This is a genomic window from Tenacibaculum sediminilitoris (assembly GCF_964513795.1).
Classification (GTDB): Bacteria; Bacteroidota; Bacteroidia; order Flavobacteriales; family Flavobacteriaceae; genus Polaribacter; species Polaribacter sediminilitoris.
Genome location: NZ_CAZEQR010000006.1, coordinates 25,864 through 41,291, shown reverse-complemented (window position 1 = coordinate 41,291; position 15,428 = coordinate 25,864). Strand labels below are relative to the sequence as shown.

Here is a 15,428-nt window from a genome sequence, read left to right as displayed (position 1 = left end):
CAATGTCGAAGCTTTTTTTTTATGCTACGCTTACAATTCTTTCTAACGGAATTATAGTTGCTTCTTTTAAGATTACTGATTTGTCAGTTATTCCCCAAACAGTCGTTTCTACTTTCTTTAAGCCATCCATGTCCTTAAAAAATATTTTTACTTTTTCTCTTTCTAAGTTTCCTAAAGATAATGCTCGTTGTAAATCTAAAAAACGATTTAACACAGCCTTCTTTTTTTGTAATACCTCTTCTTTGGGGAATTTCAAGAACTTTATTTGTTCTTTTGCAATAGTCTGAAAATTTAATTTTGTAGTCATTTTTACTTGGGGGTTTAGGGTTATTAATTAAGACGCGCGCTATGACACACTAATCTTGTTACCAATGTATCTATTTAAAAAACCAATTACAAATATTTCAACTAAATGATACAAACTTTAACTTTTCAATATAAAAATAAACTTAAAAACAACACATAAACAATAATAAACATGTTAAAATATCATATTATAAAAAAACTTATCTTTTATTTTTGAGGGTTTAATATAGGAATAGCGATAACAAAACATCATAGCAAGGAGCTATAACGACGTAGCTATCTTTTTTCGATAGAGAGATTGCTTCGCTATCACTCACAATGACGATAACGAGAGGGTACTTTATTTTTTACTTGTTCATACTCACTAATCAAAAATTGGCACTTCTATAAATAACTTAGAATTAGGGTTAAATCATTTGTATTCATTCGTATAACAAAATATAAAATTTGTCAACGAATTAGTTAACCTTTACAAGAAATGACAATAAGGACACCACGGAAATCCACATTTTTTTTTGCATATATCACCTTTTGAATCACTATATTAATAAGTAGTTTTGTAGGCATAAAACATGAATTATGGAAGAAGTCGTTTTTAAAGCCTTATTAACAGATACTAAGTTTAATAGAATAGATAATTTTATTCAAGAGATCATTGACACCAATAAAAAAAATGGTGCAACCTATGAGGATGTAAGAGAGTCTTTAATAAAACTAGTGTTATACCGCTTTATAAAAATAGATCCTACCTCAACTAAGGATTGTATTTTACGAGAAGATAATTTTTACCAAGCTCGTGAGTTAGGAAGTGTAAGTTCTTGGTTAGAAAAACAACGTGCCTAAAGCACTTTTATTTATAGGGTAGGTTGTTTGACTTTATTTGTTATAATGACAAATTACATAGTAAAATGACGTAATTTTATGAATCAAAAATGTTCATTTCAGCTAAAAGGAGAAATCTTAAGATCATGAGTTACTCACCGCACTAAGATTTAGCTCCACTAAACCTTACAATTTCTTAATCACATATTCCTTCGAAATGATGATAGTCAATAAAAGATTACTTCAATTATAAATTCATTTGCTATGACTACTATCAAAAGACTGATTGCTTCGTTCTACCTTCTACCCTATCCTTTTTATTAGGGTCTTAGTAATTTCTTCCATATAATAATACTTTACCTTTATTATTAGATGAAAAATCAAAGAACATTTTTTTTTACAGATATATCACTTATTGAGTTAGTATTTAGAAACGAGGCCGAATTAGGTACTTTTTAAATTCCAGATAGATAATTGTGATAAGGTTCTAGGAAGTATTAATGCATTATCCCCATACATTGCCTCTATAAATAGCTACGACTGCCTTTTTTAAAATTAGTATATCCTTCATTATTTAGTTTATTTTGATTGCTTGATTTTCCTAATAAGGTCCATTTAGAACTTGTTTATAAGTAATCGTAAATTTCATTCGCTACCATATACCTATTCTTTTCTGCACTATAAAAGTCACTAACCCCTATACTGACTTTAAAGCTTCAAAAACAAATTTATTACACGGTGATATATCATCTATAGAATCTTTGAATTGTAAAAATTTATGTAAAATCATTTTTCCAATTTGTATTTAATTCCTGCGCTGATGCCGCATGGGTTGTTAGTAGCATTATCAGTAACGTATAAGTAGTTTTCATATAGTTGTTTTTTATGATTATTATTTTAAAAGACTTAATGAGTGCACAAAATCGTTGTCTTTGCTAAACCAATCTTTGGTTGGTATCCTTTTTAATAAATCTGTCCCGCTCTGAAATAAGTCGATTTTGCGTCAACTTATTTCAGAGCGGGACATTGAGCACAAAAAAAGACTATCTTTTCAGATAGCCTTTTTGTATAGTTAGGTTTAGGTTATAAAATAACCACAACTTTAATCTACAATTTCTACATTAAAAGCGTTTAAGCCTTTTCTACCTTGTTCGGTATCATAACGTACTTTGTCATTCTCTCTAACATCGTCAATCAATCCTGAATTGTGTACAAAAATATCTTCTCCTGATTCTGATGATGTAATGAACCCAAATCCTTTTGAGTTGTTAAAAAATTTTACTGTGCCTTCTTGCATCTTACTTAAATTTTAAATTATTATATTAATGTTGTGTAAAAGAAGAACCTTCATATGACCTTTATAATGTTATTACACAATTATAAAAAGCTATTATGCTTATAAACACTTAAAAAATGAAGGAATAATGAAATAAAAAAAAGATAAGAAGAGAATAAACTCAAAAAACTAATTACTATATACTACCTTGAAATTATTAAGGTGTTCTACTTGAACAAGGCAAAGATAGTCTTTTTTAATTGATTATTTAGAAATTAACTTCTTTTTATTTTTAAAACCATGTAAAGAATCGTAATTCATGATACTTTTGTACCGTAAAAGTCTAGATTTTATATCTATATAAATACCCTCGCAACATACAAACTCTTTTAAAACTTATAGCATTCACTTTCTGAAAGTTATGTATAAAAGGCACGTTTATCATTATTTTTTTTTAAAAAAGTCTTTGCAGATATTAGAAACAATCTTATATTTGCAACCGCTTTACTGCGGGAGTAGCTCAGTTGGTAGAGCGTCAGCCTTCCAAGCTGAATGTCGCCAGTTCGAACCTGGTCTCCCGCTCTAATTAAAACATAGCAAGTAATTGCAACAACTTTACCAATGCGAGAGTAGCTCAGTTGGTAGAGCGTCAGCCTTCCAAGCTGAATGTCGCCAGTTCGAACCTGGTCTCTCGCTCAAAAAACCGAAACACTTGTTTCGGTTTTTTTATTTATTTAGTTTTAATTTATCTCCAAAGAAAAATAACCCTAGAATAATTAGCGCCATAATACCAACCATTATTGTATGATTTGTTATTACACTTGGTCGTAACACTAATGTTATCAAATATCCACCAATAGCACCTCCTAAATGAGCCGAATGACCGATATTTCCCACCTGATTTTTCATTCCGTAAATAGAATATAACAAATACCCCACACCAAAAATATAGCCAGGAATTGGAACTGGTATTGGCAACATTATCAGCTCCATATCTGGGTACAACATTATAGAAGAAAAAATTATTCCAGACACTGCACCAGAAGCACCAACAGCACTATAGTAAAGTGTTTGTTTATGTTGATACAACGAATACATACTACCTGACAACAAACTTGCAAAATAAATTAATAAGAAATTAACCGTACCAAGATTAGAGTTTACCACCTTTCCAAACAAGTATAGCGCATACATATTAAACCCCAAATGCAACCAATCTACATGCAAAAAACCAGAGCTTAGCATTCGTGTTTTCTCTCCTCCTAAAATCTTTTGAATCTGAAATTTATAACGATCAAAAAAAACAGCATCGTTAAATCCTTTGATAGACACTAATACATTAGCGACAATTAGTATGATAATAATTTGACTCATAATTTTATATATACTCGCAAACATAAACAAAAGTTAATTACGATATTTGCCCAAAATTAAAACTTTATGAAACTACTCATATTTATTATTGTATATCCACTTATATGGATACTATCAATTTTACCAATGAGATTACTATATATAATTTCTGATTTTTTTCGCTTTATTATTTTCGGTCTTGTAGGCTACCGTAAAAAAGTGGTTATTGAAAACCTTAAAATGGCTTTTCCCGATAAAAATGATAAGGAAATAAAAAACATTGCAAAAAAATTTTACAAACATTTTGTCGATTTAATTTTTGAAAGCATTAAATCTTTTACTATATCAAAAAAGCAAATTGAAAAAAGATACATTTTTAAAAATATTGAAATTATAAACAAACTAGCAGCGCAAGGTAGAAGTATCATCTTAACAGGATCTCATCAAGGTAATTGGGAGTTGTCTTTTGGGCTTCCTTTAAAAACTGATATTAGTTGTTATGGTACTTATACTAAAATACAAAACCCTTATTTTGAAAAAGTAATCAAATCGTCAAGAACGAAGTTTGGTTATGATGGTATTCCTACAGGGCTTTTTAATAAAAAACTAGAAGAACGCATAAAAAACAATATTCAAAGTTTATATGTTTTATTAAGTGACCAATCTCCTCAACTTCACAAAACAAGGTACTGGGCTACTTTTTTAAACAACTGGGTTCCTGTACATACTGGAATGGAAATTTTATCTAAAAAATATAATTTCGCCATCATAAACATGAATGTTACCAAAGTAAAAAGAGGGTATTATGAAGCCAGTTTTGAACTTATAACTGAAACTCCAAAAGAGTTTGAAAATTTTGAAATTACCGATAAGTACTTAAAAATTACAGAAGCTCATATTAAAACACAGCCAGAGTTTTATTTATGGACACATAAACGTTTTAAACATAAAGATAAATACGAACAATGGCTAGAAAACAGAAAAGCTTCTCCAAAATAATTGAGAAGCTTTTTTTTGCTGATTTTTACCATAAGTTTACTTCACAAAAAAAGCCTTTCTATATAGAAAGGCTTTAGCTTTTTGGGTGAAAGACCGGGTTCGAACCGGCGACCTCCGGAACCACAATCCGGCGCTCTAACCAACTGAGCTACAATCACCATGTAACTTGCGGGTGCAAATATACGAGCTTTTCACATTTTGGCAAAACTTTTTTTTAAATTAATTTACTTAAGTTTTCTACTGCCACATAACGTTCTGAGGTAAAGCCTTCTGCAAAATCTACCCCTATTAACCTTCCTAAATCTCTTGCCCTATACTCGATACTATCGGTAAAGTTTTTACTGGTTATCGGTGTTTCTGGCTCATTACTCTTAGGGTCAAAAAACTGTGAAGAGTATGCCATAACCGATGCTACCTTTTTATCCATAAAACCAGTAACATCTACTACAAAATCAGGCTCAATATGCTTCCATTGTACATAATGATATACTTGTTTTGGCCGCCATTTTTCTTGTTCAACTCCATCTAATGCTGTTGCTATTTTAAGTAACCCACCTAAAAAACATGCATCAGACACTAACTGACTTCCTTTTGGATGATCGATATGCCGATCGTCAACAGCATTACACAATACTATTTCTGGCTGATACTTACGTATCATTTTAATAACTTCTAATTGATGCTCTTTATCATTCTTAAAAAAGCCATCAGCAAACCCTAAATTCTCACGTACTGATACGCCTAAAATTTCAGCAGCTACTCTTGCCTCACTATCTCTTAACTCTGCCGAACCTCGAGTGCCTAATTCTCCTCGAGTTAAATCGACTATACCTACTTTTTTTCCTAACGAAATCTCTTTTGCTATCGTGGCTGCACATCCTAATTCAACATCATCCGGATGCGCTCCAAAAGCTAATATATCTAGTTTCATTTATTGTATCGTTTTTTGTAATGCTTGTTCTATATCTTTTATTAAATCTTTTGTTTCTTCTATTCCTACCGAAAAACGAATAAGTCCGTCTTTTATTCCTTGTTTAGCTCTTTCTTCTAGTGATAGTAATGCATGCGAGGTTTGTGTAGGACTTAATACTGTGCTTTCTACTCCGGCTAAGCTCATAGATGGTTTTATTAGTGCTAAATTATGTTGAAAATCCATCACATCAATTTCTTCTTGTAATTCAAAAGATAACATACCTCCAAAATACTTCATTTGAGATTTGGCCAACTTATAATCTGAATGCGATTTTAACCCTGGGTAATACACCTTAGCTATATATTCACTTTTCTCTAAGTATTTTGCCATTTTTAAAGCATTTTTACTCTGGCGTTTTACACGTAAATTCATTGTTTTTAAACTACGTTCTAACATCCATACCGTAAAATCACTTAAACTTCCTCCCAGGTTCTTAGCTAAATTCCATATTCGTTGTATATGTTCTTCTGAAGTAGCAACAGCTCCTGCTAAAATGTCTGAATGACCTCCCATATATTTAGTTGCAGAGTGTATGATAATGTCAATTCCATAATCAACGGGTGTTTGGTTAATTGGAGTGGCAAAAGTATTATCAATCATTGTTATAATACCATGTTGTTTTGCCAAATTAGCAACAGCTTGCATATCTACTACCTTTAATAAAGGATTGGATGGTGTTTCAATAAAAATTACACGTGTATTTTTCTGAATTTCTTTTTCAAAATCTTCAATAGCTAAACTATTGGTAAACGAATATTCTATTCCAAATTTATCAAACTCTTCTACCACAAAATTATAGGTTCCTCCATACAACGTTTCTTGCAATACTACGTGATCTCCTTTTTGTAAAAATGCTAATAACGAAGTACTAATAGCCGCCATACCCGAACCAAATAATAAACCTGATTCCGTTTTCTCTAAAGCTGCTATTTTTTTACACAAAGCTTCTTGATTAGGCGTATTGAAATAACGTGGATACCTTTTTACATCAACATTATCAAACTGATAAGATGTTGACATATATATAGGTGAAATAGCTCCTTTAAACTGTTCATCTTTTATTTCGCCAACATGTGTACAAATAGTATTAACGCCTAATTTTTGTTTAATATTCATGGCTATAAGAGGTTTTAAAATCTTAGACTTGAGATTTTTTTTACATAACTTTAGTAGCTAAGTTACAAAAACTAGCTTACACCTTAACTGATTTCCATTTTCCTTTTTTAAACAACCAAATACCTATTACAGCTATTAAAGTTTCTGCTAAGGTTATTGCTAAAAAGACACCAACAGGACCAAATTCAAGGGTAATTGCCATTATGTATGCAAACGGTAATTGGAATAACCAAAAACACAAAAAATTTATGTAGGTGGGTGTTTTAGTATCTCCTGAACCATTGAATGATTGAATTACAACCATTCCGTATGCATAAGCTATATAACCTGCTGCCATAATTTGCAAACACAATGCTCCATTTTCAATAACTTTAGTGTTTTCAGAAAACCATCCTAAAAAAGTTGGAGCAAAAACTATATAAATCAATGAAACTACTCCCATAAAAAAAGCACAATATTTACTGGTAATCCAAACAGATTTCTCTGCTCTTTCAGGTTGTTGTGCTCCTAAGTTTTGACCTACCAAAGTTGCTGCGGCATTACTCATTCCCCAAGCAGGCATTAAAGTAAACATCATTATTCGAATAGCAATTGTGTATCCAGCAAGTACCTCGCTTCCAAATTCAGACATAATTCTCATTAAAACCACCCAGCTAGAAGTACCAATAATAAACTGTCCTATACCACCTAAGGATACTTTAATTAGGTTGATCATTACTGAAATTCTTATTGCTAAATCTTTAACTGCTAGTTTTACTTTACCTGCTCCAAAGAACAACACTAACAACTGTGCAACCACTGCTGTTCCTCTACCTATGGTTGTTGCTATAGCTGCTCCTTCTACTCCGTGTGCAGGTATAGGTCCTAATCCGAAAATAAAAATGGGGTCGAGTATAATATTTAATCCATTCGATAAAATCAACGTCCACATTGCTATCGATGCATTTCCTGCTCCTCTAAAAATAGCATTGATTAAAAAAAGTAACATTACCGTGATATTACCCCCTAATAATACTTGTGTATACCCAAAACCTTCTGCAATTAAATTAGGTTCGCCCCCCATGAGTGCTAGTATTTCTTTCGGATATACAGTTCCAACAACACTAATAAGAATTGAAATAAATACTCCTAAAAAAATAACTTGTACTGCTGTTTGGTTTGCTCCTTCTGAATCTTTTTCCCCTGTTCTTCGCGCTACTAAAGCAGTTGCCGCCATACTCAACCCTATAGCTACTGCATATACTAAAGTTAGTACAGATTCTGTTAACCCTACAGTAGCAACTGCGTTTACACTTACTCTCGATACATAAATAATATCTACCAGAGCAAAAATAGATTCCATTAGCATTTCTAAAATCATCGGAATTGCTAATAAGAAAATAGCTTTACGAATACTTCCTGTTGTAAAATCTTGTTGTCTGCCTAAAACAGCATCTTTAAAAAGTGAGAATATGGTTTGTTTTGATGTTTGATTGCTATCAGTCATTATAAAGTTTTATAGATACACAAAATTGTCTTAAAAAGAATAAGACATAACTATGTGTTGCTCAGGCAACACTACTATTTGAGGTGACTTATACAATCATAATGGCACAAATATGCAAAATTAATTTTAATTAATTTCAATATCTTCGTGCTATGATTAAGGTTGTCATTATAGGAGGCGGAAATGTAGCTACACATTTAGCCAATGCTTTTAGTAAAACAAACGAAGTATCGTTAGTACAAATGTATGCTCGAAATATTGAGCAAATTCAACATTTAAAAGAAGTTACTCCTATTACAAATAGTATAGAGCTTTTAACAAAAGCTGATGTATATATCATTGCTGTTTCAGATGACGCTATTGGCGATGTTTCTCGTAAAATTGAACAAAAAAATGGTTTGGTGGTTCACACTTCTGGTAGTGTAGCTATGCAGTCGTTACAAAACACTGGACGTAAAGGTATATTTTACTTATTGCAAAGTTTTTCAAAAGATAAAGAAGTAAATTTTGATGAAATTCCATTTTGTCTAGAAGCCGAAAATGAAGAGGATTTACAGCTGTTGGAAACACTTGCTAAATCTATTGGAAAAAAGATATATCGTATCAACTCAGAGCAACGTAAACGATTACACGTTGCTGCCGTTTTTGTAAATAACTTTACCAACCACATGTATAAAATTGGTGCTGATATTTGTAATGAATATCAAGTTCCTTTTGAAGTACTACAACCGTTGATTAAAGAAACAGCTCAAAAAATAACCGAACTAAGTCCAGATGCAGCACAAACAGGTCCTGCAAAAAGAAACGATCAAAAAACTATTCAAAATCATTTGGCTTTGTTAAATGCTGAACAACAAGAAATTTATAAACTTATTACAAAATCAATCCAACAAAATGGAAAAGAGTTATAAAGAATACTTACCTCAAATAGATACTTTTATTTTTGATGTAGACGGAGTATTAACTAACGGAATTGTAACTGTTTTTCCTGACGGTCAATTAGTACGTCAAATGAATATTAAAGACGGGTATGCCTTAAAAGCTGCTGTAAAAGCCGGTTATAGAGTTTGTATTATCTCTGGTGGAAAAAACGAAGGTGTACGCACACGTTTAGAAGGCTTAGGTATTACCGATATTTATTTAGGGGCCCACAACAAAATTAAACAGTTTAATGAATTGGTTGAAAAATATAAATTAAACCCTGAAAATGTAGTCTACATGGGAGATGATATTCCTGATTATCCTGTAATGAAGCTTGTTGGAATGCCTTCTTGCCCTAACGATGCTGCTCGTGAAATACAACAAGTTTCAAAATACATATCTGATAAAACTGGCGGTAACGGTTGTGCTCGTGATATTATTGAACAAGTATTGCGTGTACAAGGAAAATGGGATAGCAACTTTGATGCACAATACGATTAATTGGAATACTTTTTGAAAACGATATACTATTAAAACTTATATATAATGAAAAAAATACTTTTTACTTTAATACTCATTACCACTAGCTTTTCAATGAGTGCTCAAACCATTTTTGGTAAATGGGAAAACCGCGATGAAGAAACAAACAAAGTTGATTCTGTAATTGAAGTATATAAAAAAGACGGAAAAGCATACGCTAAAATTGTTGAGATTACCGACAAAAAACGCCAAGAAGCTGTTTGTGATAAATGTAGTGGAAAACGTAAAAACAATCCTATTTTAGGAATGAATATTTTAACAGGACTAAAAAAAGATGGTGACGAATGGAGTGGTGGAAAAATTTTAGATCCTAAAAACGGAAAAGAGTACAAGTGCTATATCAAACTTGAAAACGACAACAAGTTAAAAATTAGAGGTTATATAGGTTTTGCTGCCTTTGGAAGAACCGCTTACTGGCACCGAAAAAACTAAATATAAAAAATATTCAAAAGCATCATTTTTAAATGGTGCTTTTTTTGTACTCGTCCAACACTTTTTTATTAAACACAACGGTCATTTGAACCAAACGGTAGCGAAGTGTTAGAAACCGTAAGGTTCGGCAAAACTAAACCTCATGGTTTGGAGTTGCTCATAACGTTAAGATTTCTCAGTCGCATACTCCTTCGAAATGACGGTCACCGAGAAATAGATTTCTCATTATCGCTCGAAATGACAATAGTGCTTCGTCATTGCAAATAAATACAGAGCCTTTCGGCTTCGTTCAAGATAAACTAAAGTCGAAGTGAAAAATGAAGCAATCTTTCAGTTAGGAATAATGATGTTTATCGATACTCGGGAATATCTCTTAAAAACACATAGGTTTCCTTCTCTTTATCGAGCATGCAAAAAAAGTGTTGGAGTCCGTTGGTAACGATGAGGTAATCAGCATCAAGTCTCAGATTATAACGAGCAATCTGATCAAACGTATCTTGGGTAATTTTTATATGTGGAGCTTTACATTCCACAATAATATTCGGATGTCCATTGGAAGCAAACACTACAATATCAGTACGCTTTTTTAGGTTATTGATAACCAATTGTTTTTCAATAGAGATGAGTGATACTGGATAGTTTTTTTCTTGAATCAACCACTGAACAAAATGTTGACGCACCCATTCCTCGGGAGTTAAGACCATGTATTTTTTTCTTAAATTATCAAAAATAAGCGTCTTATTTTCGTTACTTTTGAGCTTGAATGTATAGCTAGGAAGGTTGAGCTTTTGCATAAACCAAAAGTAAGAAAATTATAAGTTATTTCTTCGTTGTTCACTATAACGAAACATTATTGTCATCTTAAACTGAAGCAACGCGGAATGTGAGAAATCTTAAACATGAGAGTTCCTTTGTTGAATGAGATTTTTCAGTCGTAACCTCCTTCTAAATGACATTATAGTAATTGTCATTCCGAACGACGTAGGAGGAGAAACCGTAAGGTTCAGCGAAGTTAAATCTCAAGAGGTGTGTTACTCTTATTGTTAAGATTTCTCGTCGCTCATAAAATCGCTCCGTCGAAATGACCAAGAGTGTTACTAAGGAATAAATACTTAGCTACAACATTTTAAATAATAACACCAAAAAGAAGGCAGAAGAAAGACTCATGAACGAAATTAAAACGATTATATCCGATATAAAAGGAGGCAATATCAAACCTATTTATTTTTTAATGGGGGAAGAACCCTATTACATAGATAAAATTTCAGATTATATTGAAGACAATGTGCTCGATGAGTCTGAAAAAGGATTTAATCAAGTAGTTATGTACGGTCGTGATGTGTCGATAGAGGAAATTGTGTCGTCGGCAAAACGTTTTCCGATGATGGCAGAAAAACAGGTAATTATTGTTAAAGAAGCGCAAGATTTAAGTCGTACGATTGATAAAATAGAGTCGTATGCTGCCAATCCACAGCCAAGTACCGTATTGGTGTTTAACTACAAATACAAAAAGCTCGATAAACGTAAAAAGGCGTACAAAGCGATTGCCAAAATCGGACTCATTTACGAGAGTAAAAAACTGTATGATAACCAAGTAGCTGATTGGATTCGCCAGATGCTAGGCGGAAAAAAGTTTAATATCGAACCCAAAGCTTCGCAAATGTTGGTAGAGTTCTTAGGAACCGATCTGAGCAAGATTAGCAACGAATTAGATAAACTAATCTCAGTATTGCCTACGGAAACCATTATTACCGATAAGCATATTGAAGAAAACATTGGGATTTCTAAGGACTTTAACAATTTTGAGTTGCGCAAAGCGGTAGGACAGCGTGAGGTGGTAAAAGCGAATAGAATTATCAATTATTTTGCGCAAAACCCAAAGAACAATCCGTTGGTAATGACCATTTCCTTACTAAATAGCTTTTTTACACAGTTATTGATATATCACGGATTAAAAGATAAATCGAAAGCTTCGGTAGCTAAAAACTTAGGTATAAATCCATATTTTGTGGACGATTATGTAAACGCAGCACGTAATTACCCGATGCGAAAAATATCTCAAATTATAGCCCTATTACGCGATGCCGATGTAAAAAGCAAAGGGGTTGGTGCTAACCAAACCCATGCCGATATTTTAAAAGAATTACTGTTTAAGATTTTGCATTAACGTATTTGTGTATGATTTTTTGCGGGAAAAGGACGCGAGTCATTTTCCGTTGTTGCGGAAAGATAATTAATAAGATTGAATTTCCGATGAGGAAATTCAGCCGCAATTAATTATACACCGTGTTGTGGTTAGTGCTTTATTTACTTAATTTCAATATTCTAAATGCTCCTTGAATTACCAGAGCAAAAACAACTGTTCCGATAATCAAATCAGGTTTGCTTGAACTCAACCAATTTACCAAAAGTCCAGCGACTATAACTCCCAAATTGATAATCACGTCATTTGAAGTAAAAATCATACTCGCTTTCATATGAGCTTCTTCTTTACTTTTTGATTTTTGTAAAATATAAAGACAAATTCCATTTGCAATAAGTGCTAAAAGCGATACAACTATCATTGTTGAAAAATCGGGAAGTGTCTCGTCTCCAAAAAATCTCCTTAATACTTCTACAAACCCAATAACTGCAAGTGTTATTTGAAAATATCCAGCAAGTTTTGCAATTCGCTTTTTCTTCTTTATCGTTCCGCCAACAGCAAACAAGCTAATCCCATAAACAAATGAGTCGGCAAGCATATCTAAACTGTCGGCAACCAATCCCATAGATTTTGAAATGATTCCAGTCGTTATTTCGATTAGGAAAAAGGTGAAATTTATTCCGAGAACAGTCCAAAGCAGTTTTTTCTGGTTTGAGTTTTCATTAAATTCCGTTTTGTTAGTTTGTTCAGTCGAGATTTTCTTTCCTCCCAAATTCAGTTCGATAACGGACTTTTCGATTTGGTCAATTTCTCCGCTGTGAAAAACGGTTAGTTTTCGGTTCGGAATATCAAAGTCCAAATTCGCAATACTTGATATTCCGTCCAATTTCATTCGAATTAGGTTTTCTTCCGATGGACAATCCATTTTAGTAATCTCAAATATTGTTTTATTCATTCACTTTATCGGTTTTTGAAAATTAACCACAACAGTCTTGTAGGTGAAAAGTAGCGAATTTTAAACACTTCTTTTTCGGTTTGCAAATGACCTTTATCTTATTAATTATATTTCGTTTTTTAACTCAGTTCTTTGTTGCCTCAGTTAATTTTTTCGTGTTATATAGAATAAATTTCAAGTTCCAGAATTCGATTCGACAATGTCTGGAAATCCATCTTGGTCAAAATCTCCAATATCGACAGAACGTGTTTGGTCAGATTGGTTGCCATAAGTAATCATCTTTTCAAAGTTGCCTTTTCCGTCGTTTAGAAAAATTTCATTTTTGGATTTTAGCTTAGTTCATTGTTGGCAATAGTTATTTTTCAAATACAATTTTCCCTTCCTTAATTGTTTTTAAGACTTGTATATCTTTTATGTCTTCAACATTTACTTTTAAAGGGTTTTTATCCAAAACTACTAAATCAGCTAATTTTCCATTTTCAAGACTTCCTTTTTTGTCTTCTTCATAATGTTGATAAGCCGACCATATGGTTATAGCTTTTAACGCTTGGTATGGTGTTAATCTTTCATCTGGCCCAATGATTTTACCAGACCGAGAAGTTCTCGCTACTGCTGTCCACACTACACGCATTAAATTAGGTAATGCAACTGGTGCATCTGTATGAATGGTTATATCTATACCTTTGTTTAATGCTGTTTTTACTGGACTAATTTTTTGAACTAAAGAATCGCCTATTAATTCTTTATGCCAATCTCCCCAATAAAATGTGTGTAAAGGAAATAAAGATGCAATCATATTCATATCCTTTGCCTGGTTTAATTGATCGTCTCTTATGTACTGTCCATGAATAATCACATCTCGTCTACCTTCATTTCCGTATTTATCTTTTAGTGGCTTCATTGTTCTTATAAGCTGGTCCACTGCTGCATCTCCATTAGTATGTGTAAGAATTTGCCAATTATTTTTAAAACCTTTTTCAAATATAGAAGATAGAACACTATCATTAGGTATTGCTGGATAGCCACTATAATCATGTGGCATTCCGTCAGGTGTAATTAAATAAGGTTCTGTTCTCCAAGCAGTTCTTCCTTGTGGTGAACCGTCTAGTGTCACTTTCATTCCACCAATTCTAAATTTATTATTGTAACTTTTACTATTCCATTTACTAGTCATGTATTTATCTACAAACATGTAATCGATATAGCTTATAACATCAATTTTATATTTATCCATTTCAGCCATTGCTACAAGCATTTCTTGATTTTGCATTGCTCTTCCTTCTTGTGCAGTAGTATAGCCGTAAGAAAGAGCCATATCCTGTCCTGCTTCAAAAAACTTAATTAACGCTTCTTCAGATTTAGGCGCTATCGCTTGAAGCATAAAAGGAATTGCTGCTAGTTCTTCAAGTACACCGTTAGGTTCATTTGAGTTTTTTTCACGTCTAATTAAACCACCTTCCGGGTCTTTAGAATTGGCATTAATACCTAACTGCTCTAATCCTTTAGAGTTAACAACTGCAAAGTGACCTGATATATGGACAATCATTATTGGAAATTCGGTACTTACTTTATCTAAATCATGTTTGGTTGGAAACCGTTTTTCTTTTAAGACCGAATCATCGAAACCAGTTCCAAATACCCAACCTGTAAGTACCCTGTTTTCTGGTGTATTCCATTGTTTTAATACTGAAATTAACATCTCTATATCATCAACATTTGCATCGGGCGAAGCAAGTAATTGAGCTCCTATTGCCTGTCCTCCAAAATTTGCAAAATGACAATGTCCATCTATAAAACCTGGAACTAATGTTTTTCCTTCAAGGTCAATCATATTGTGACCTTTACCCGCAAATTGCATCGCTTCATAACTAGTACCAGTAAAAACGATTTTACCTTCTTTTTCAACAAGGGCTTCAATATAATTTGGCGATTCACCCACCATCGTAAGAATATCACCGTTGTAGTAGACTGTTGCTTGATTTGATTTTTCGGTTTTATTACAAGAATAAATAATTGATATTCCTAACAGTAGAAGTAAGATTTTTTTCATTAATCATGTTATTTTTAATTATTACCAATGTGTTTGTAAAAATTAGTTACGTTTTT

Annotated in this window: 16 protein-coding genes and 3 tRNA genes; 8 read left to right on the top strand and 11 right to left on the bottom strand. The window is 32.6% G+C overall.

Annotation, left to right across the window (positions count from 1 at the left end):
• Positions 1-19: 19 nt before the first annotated feature.
• Positions 20-307, bottom strand: a complete 288-nt coding sequence (locus ACKTSW_RS02725) for a hypothetical protein (protein ID WP_408023736.1) — start codon at positions 305-307, stop codon at positions 20-22.
• 578 nt (positions 308-885) lie between these two features.
• Between ACKTSW_RS02725 and ACKTSW_RS02720 the strand changes: the two genes are divergently transcribed.
• Entirely contained in the window at positions 886-1,149 is a 264-nt protein-coding gene (locus ACKTSW_RS02720) for a hypothetical protein (RefSeq protein WP_408023735.1), read from the top strand.
• 1,081 nt (positions 1,150-2,230) lie between these two features.
• On the opposite strand, the gene ACKTSW_RS02715 is transcribed toward ACKTSW_RS02720, so the two are convergent.
• The gene (locus tag ACKTSW_RS02715) at positions 2,231-2,425 is read right to left on the bottom strand and encodes a cold-shock protein (protein ID WP_099213861.1); all 195 of its coding nucleotides are present in this window, start codon (positions 2,423-2,425) and stop codon (positions 2,231-2,233) included.
• A 488-nt stretch (positions 2,426-2,913) separates the two neighbouring features.
• Between ACKTSW_RS02715 and ACKTSW_RS02710 the strand changes: the two genes are divergently transcribed.
• Both ACKTSW_RS02710 and ACKTSW_RS02705 read left to right on the top strand, forming a co-directional pair.
• A tRNA-Gly gene (locus ACKTSW_RS02710) sits at positions 2,914-2,986 on the top strand.
• A 41-nt stretch (positions 2,987-3,027) separates the two neighbouring features.
• Positions 3,028-3,100 (top strand) — tRNA-Gly (locus ACKTSW_RS02705).
• 30 nt (positions 3,101-3,130) lie between these two features.
• Here the strand turns inward: ACKTSW_RS02705 and ACKTSW_RS02700 are convergent.
• Positions 3,131-3,778 (bottom strand): rhomboid family intramembrane serine protease, encoded by a 648-nt coding sequence (locus ACKTSW_RS02700; RefSeq protein WP_408023734.1) that lies wholly within the window; start codon positions 3,776-3,778, stop codon positions 3,131-3,133.
• A 66-nt stretch (positions 3,779-3,844) separates the two neighbouring features.
• Between ACKTSW_RS02700 and ACKTSW_RS02695 the strand changes: the two genes are divergently transcribed.
• On the top strand, positions 3,845-4,756 hold the full coding sequence (locus tag ACKTSW_RS02695) for a lysophospholipid acyltransferase family protein (protein ID WP_408023733.1): 912 nt from the start codon (positions 3,845-3,847) through the stop codon (positions 4,754-4,756).
• An 83-nt stretch (positions 4,757-4,839) separates the two neighbouring features.
• Here ACKTSW_RS02695 and ACKTSW_RS02690 read toward each other — a convergent pair.
• The 4 genes from ACKTSW_RS02690 to ACKTSW_RS02675 all read right to left on the bottom strand — a co-directional run bounded on the left by ACKTSW_RS02690 (position 4,840) and on the right by ACKTSW_RS02675 (position 8,331).
• Positions 4,840-4,915 (bottom strand) — tRNA-His (locus ACKTSW_RS02690).
• 55 nt (positions 4,916-4,970) lie between these two features.
• On the bottom strand, positions 4,971-5,687 hold the full coding sequence (bshB1, locus tag ACKTSW_RS02685) for a bacillithiol biosynthesis deacetylase BshB1 (RefSeq protein ID WP_408023732.1): 717 nt from the start codon (positions 5,685-5,687) through the stop codon (positions 4,971-4,973).
• Positions 5,688-6,845 carry a trans-sulfuration enzyme family protein gene (locus ACKTSW_RS02680; RefSeq protein ID WP_408023731.1) on the bottom strand — a complete coding sequence of 386 codons (1,158 nt, stop codon included), beginning with the start codon at positions 6,843-6,845 and terminating at the stop codon, positions 5,688-5,690.
• 76 nt (positions 6,846-6,921) lie between these two features.
• Positions 6,922-8,331: an MATE family efflux transporter gene (locus tag ACKTSW_RS02675; protein WP_408023730.1), complete on the bottom strand. Its 1,410-nt coding sequence runs from the start codon at positions 8,329-8,331 to the stop codon at positions 6,922-6,924.
• A 152-nt stretch (positions 8,332-8,483) separates the two neighbouring features.
• On the opposite strand from ACKTSW_RS02675, the gene ACKTSW_RS02670 reads away from it, so the two are divergent.
• The 3 genes from ACKTSW_RS02670 to ACKTSW_RS02660 are packed head-to-tail and all read left to right on the top strand — an operon-like array spanning position 8,484 to position 10,224.
• Entirely contained in the window at positions 8,484-9,242 is a 759-nt protein-coding gene (locus ACKTSW_RS02670; protein WP_408023729.1) for a Rossmann-like and DUF2520 domain-containing protein, read from the top strand.
• A complete protein-coding gene (locus ACKTSW_RS02665; RefSeq protein ID WP_408023728.1) occupies positions 9,226-9,753 on the top strand; it encodes a KdsC family phosphatase in 528 nt (175 codons plus the stop codon). Before ACKTSW_RS02670 ends, ACKTSW_RS02665 begins: the two co-directional genes overlap by 17 nt.
• 45 nt (positions 9,754-9,798) lie before the next feature.
• A complete protein-coding gene (locus tag ACKTSW_RS02660) occupies positions 9,799-10,224 on the top strand; it encodes a DUF2147 domain-containing protein (RefSeq protein ID WP_408023727.1) in 426 nt (141 codons plus the stop codon).
• A 350-nt stretch (positions 10,225-10,574) separates the two neighbouring features.
• On the opposite strand, the gene ACKTSW_RS02655 is transcribed toward ACKTSW_RS02660, so the two are convergent.
• Positions 10,575-11,018 (bottom strand): type I restriction enzyme HsdR N-terminal domain-containing protein, encoded by a 444-nt coding sequence (locus tag ACKTSW_RS02655; protein ID WP_408023726.1) that lies wholly within the window; start codon positions 11,016-11,018, stop codon positions 10,575-10,577.
• Between the two features lie 371 nt (positions 11,019-11,389).
• Here ACKTSW_RS02655 and holA point away from each other — a divergent pair, with 371 nt between their 5' ends.
• On the top strand, positions 11,390-12,391 hold the full coding sequence (gene holA / locus ACKTSW_RS02650) for a DNA polymerase III subunit delta (protein WP_408023725.1): 1,002 nt from the start codon (positions 11,390-11,392) through the stop codon (positions 12,389-12,391).
• Positions 12,392-12,527: 136 nt separating this feature from the next.
• Here the strand turns inward: holA and ACKTSW_RS02645 are convergent, their stop codons facing one another.
• The 3 genes from ACKTSW_RS02645 to ACKTSW_RS02635 form a co-directional block, all read right to left on the bottom strand.
• A complete protein-coding gene (locus tag ACKTSW_RS02645; protein ID WP_408023724.1) occupies positions 12,528-13,322 on the bottom strand; it encodes a cation transporter in 795 nt (264 codons plus the stop codon).
• A gap of 174 nt (positions 13,323-13,496) precedes the next feature.
• Complete coding sequence (locus ACKTSW_RS02640; protein WP_408023765.1) at positions 13,497-13,637, bottom strand: FG-GAP repeat domain-containing protein; 141 nt, start codon at positions 13,635-13,637, stop codon at positions 13,497-13,499.
• A 40-nt stretch (positions 13,638-13,677) separates the two neighbouring features.
• Positions 13,678-15,372 (bottom strand): amidohydrolase, encoded by a 1,695-nt coding sequence (locus ACKTSW_RS02635; protein ID WP_408023723.1) that lies wholly within the window; start codon positions 15,370-15,372, stop codon positions 13,678-13,680.
• Between the last annotated feature and the right edge of the window lie 56 nt (positions 15,373-15,428).

Bases quoted from the DNA above. Each gene is read 5' to 3' on its own strand.
- bshB1 (WP_408023732.1), bottom strand. From the start codon at position 5,687: ATGAAACTAGATATATTAGCTTTTGGAGCGCATCCGGATGATGTTGAA.
- ACKTSW_RS02660 (WP_408023727.1), top strand. From the start codon at position 9,799: ATGAAAAAAATACTTTTTACTTTAATACTCATTACCACTAGCTTTTCA.
- ACKTSW_RS02675 (WP_408023730.1), bottom strand. From the start codon at position 8,331: ATGACTGATAGCAATCAAACATCAAAACAAACCATATTCTCACTTTTT.
- ACKTSW_RS02665 (WP_408023728.1), top strand. From the start codon at position 9,226: ATGGAAAAGAGTTATAAAGAATACTTACCTCAAATAGATACTTTTATT.
- ACKTSW_RS02680 (WP_408023731.1), bottom strand. From the start codon at position 6,845: ATGAATATTAAACAAAAATTAGGCGTTAATACTATTTGTACACATGTT.
- ACKTSW_RS02645 (WP_408023724.1), bottom strand. From the start codon at position 13,322: ATGAATAAAACAATATTTGAGATTACTAAAATGGATTGTCCATCGGAA.
- ACKTSW_RS02720 (WP_408023735.1), top strand. From the start codon at position 886: ATGGAAGAAGTCGTTTTTAAAGCCTTATTAACAGATACTAAGTTTAAT.
- ACKTSW_RS02655 (WP_408023726.1), bottom strand. From the start codon at position 11,018: ATGCAAAAGCTCAACCTTCCTAGCTATACATTCAAGCTCAAAAGTAAC.
- ACKTSW_RS02725 (WP_408023736.1), bottom strand. From the start codon at position 307: ATGACTACAAAATTAAATTTTCAGACTATTGCAAAAGAACAAATAAAG.
- ACKTSW_RS02670 (WP_408023729.1), top strand. From the start codon at position 8,484: ATGATTAAGGTTGTCATTATAGGAGGCGGAAATGTAGCTACACATTTA.
- ACKTSW_RS02695 (WP_408023733.1), top strand. From the start codon at position 3,845: ATGAAACTACTCATATTTATTATTGTATATCCACTTATATGGATACTA.
- ACKTSW_RS02635 (WP_408023723.1), bottom strand. From the start codon at position 15,372: ATGAAAAAAATCTTACTTCTACTGTTAGGAATATCAATTATTTATTCT.
- ACKTSW_RS02715 (WP_099213861.1), bottom strand. From the start codon at position 2,425: ATGCAAGAAGGCACAGTAAAATTTTTTAACAACTCAAAAGGATTTGGG.
- holA (WP_408023725.1), top strand. From the start codon at position 11,390: ATGAACGAAATTAAAACGATTATATCCGATATAAAAGGAGGCAATATC.
- ACKTSW_RS02700 (WP_408023734.1), bottom strand. From the start codon at position 3,778: ATGAGTCAAATTATTATCATACTAATTGTCGCTAATGTATTAGTGTCT.